At 38.1% G+C, this 1544-nt stretch carries 1 protein-coding gene; it reads right to left on the minus strand.

The window, feature by feature from the left end; genetic code table 11:
- Positions 1-304 precede the first annotated feature (304 nt).
- Positions 305-1420 (minus strand): DNA cytosine methyltransferase, encoded by a 1116-nt coding sequence (locus BMW55_RS18875; RefSeq protein ID WP_089973381.1) that lies wholly within the window; start codon positions 1418-1420, stop codon positions 305-307.
- Between the last annotated feature and the right edge of the window lie 124 nt (positions 1421-1544).

A 1544-nucleotide genomic window follows, 5' to 3' on the forward strand; every position in this document is an offset into this window, starting at 1 on the left:
CCTCGCTAGGCTATCTGACGCCGATGGAGGTCTATTCTGGAGAGCTCTCCACTCATGTTGCTTGACCTCCGTCGCATTCTGAGGGTAGCATTACAATAATGGTATCTCGAATGCCTCTGTGTAATAAGCGGTTAGCAGCAGAAACATAATCCCCTACGCCAGGGAGCTTGAGTAGTTCCTCTTTATTATCTTAAATATCTCCGTTAATGGCCTCTTCCTTTCAGGACGCTACCTATTTTACTAATCCCTCGACTCATGTTGAGTCTGATTAAGTCACTTTATTTAGTTTCCATAAATCATGGGTTTAACTTAGTTTTTTTAGTTCTTCCATTACTCCTATAGCAATCTTTTCAGATAAAATTGGAGGTACAGCATTTCCGATTTGTGTAAACATAGCTGTACGTGAACCTTCAAAGTAATAGTTATCAGGGAATGATTGTATCCTAGCTGCCTCTCTAACAGAAAGAGAACGTAATTGAGTGATATCTGGATGAATATAATAATGTCCGTCTTTGGATATATGTGCAACCATTGTATGACAAAACGGCAAATCTGCTGCAACAACTTTAAATCTGTCCAAAAAAGAGCGAAGATTTTTATGTGTACGGAGTTCAGATGGTAAATCGGTATATTTTAGGCGTCTTTTATCTCGCTCCCATGCCTCAATTACCAGCTTATAAATTTTTCTGTCTCGTTCATTATGTGTACGTGAAATATGTTGAGTTACAAAATCATCTTCTCTAATTCCTGCCTCGACTAAATAACTTGATGCTTCTCTAATATAATTACACCATCTATAGGACTCTCCTGGTTCCAATGGGGGAAGGTCCAATAACAATTCGGATACCTGATGATTATGTGTTACTTCTTCTATATCGGGAAAACCAAGATTACTTCCATTCATCCAACCGATAAGTATCACTCTTTTTCTCTGTTGCAACACTCCATGTTTGGATGCATCCAGTATTTTTCCCTCAAGTGTATACCCTAAGGACTGTATATCTTTTTTCATTTCTTCAAACAAAGCCCCATTATTAGCTGAAAAAATTCCGGGTACATTTTCAAAAACAAACATTTTCGGTTTATACTTCTCCAAAAACTTAATATATTGCTTATATAGATAATTACGGGGGTCATTTTTTTTGCCATGAGGATCTCTTGCTCTTCCCACAAGCGAATACGCCTGACAGGGAGGGCCACCGATGATAATGTCTACTGACTTTTCTCCTAGTATATTCATATTGGAGTCGATTGTCTCAAAAATTTGAACAATAGTTTCTTGAGAAATTTCCCTATTAATAACTATATTCTTATACTCTTCCGGTAGTTGAGTATACAATTTTTCTCGTGAGATTTCTCCCTTTAAGTATTTACAATATAACTCATACCGGTTCGCTTTTTTTAATTCCCAGTAGGTCATTCTTGTTTTTAATGTAAGGCAAGCGTTTTTGTAATGCTACCCTCAGAATGCGACGGAGGTCAAGCAACATGAGTGGAGAGCTCTCCAGAATAGACCTCCATCGGCGTCAGATAGCCTAGCGAGG

Origin of the sequence: Lihuaxuella thermophila (assembly GCF_900110165.1) — a bacterium.
Lineage (GTDB): Bacteria > Bacillota > Bacilli > Thermoactinomycetales > Thermoactinomycetaceae > Lihuaxuella > Lihuaxuella thermophila.

Coding starts and splice junctions, on each gene's coding strand:
- BMW55_RS18875 (WP_089973381.1), bottom strand. CDS start 1,420: ATGACCTACTGGGAATTAAAAAAAGCGAACCGGTATGAGTTATATTGT.